This is a genomic window from Aurantiacibacter sediminis (assembly GCF_016019885.1).
GTDB classification, from domain to species: Bacteria; Pseudomonadota; Alphaproteobacteria; order Sphingomonadales; family Sphingomonadaceae; genus Alteraurantiacibacter; species Alteraurantiacibacter sediminis.
This window is the reverse complement of sequence record NZ_JAEANY010000005.1, coordinates 1-591: the sequence shown is the minus strand read 5'-3', so window position 1 is coordinate 591 and position 591 is coordinate 1. Positions and strand designations below refer to the sequence as shown.

Annotated in this window: 1 pseudogene; it reads left to right on the top strand. The window is 59.2% G+C overall.

Going from position 1 to position 591, the window contains the following annotated elements:
* A pseudogene (locus tag I5L03_RS13285) lies at nt 1-591 on the top strand (transposase); the annotation flags it as partial.

Sequence of the window (591 nt, the reverse complement as noted above, 5' to 3'; positions counted from 1 at the left end):
GCCCAAATCCTCAAGCTCCAAAAAGCCTGCCGAGCAGGTGGTAAAGGACATCCGCCGCAAGACCCGCCGGCACTTCTTTGCTGAAGACAAGATCCGCATCGTGCTCGATGGCCTGCGCGGCGATGGCTCCATTGCCGAGTTGTGCCGCCGTGAAGGGATCGCACAGAGCCTTTATTACACCTGGTCCAAGGAGTTCATGGAAGCCTGCAAGCGCAGGCTTGCTGGCGATACAGCGCGTGCTGCGACCACGGACGAGGTGAAGGACTTGCGCCGTGAAGCGCGCGATCTGAAGGAATGTGTGGCCGATCTCACTTTGGAGAACCGGCTGCTCAAAAAAAGCATGACCGGGCTTGGGGGAGACGACGAATGAGGTACCCGGCGTCCGAGAAGCTGGAGATCATCCGTATCGTCGAGCAATCGCACCTGCCCGCCAAGCGTACGCTGGACCAGCTCGGCGTTGTTCGCCGGACCTTCTGCCGCTGGTATGATCGTTACCTTGAAGGTGGCCCCGAGGCGCTGGCAGACCGACTTTACCTACTTCAAGATCATAGGATGGGGCTGGGTCTATCTCTCGACCGTGCTCGACGATTA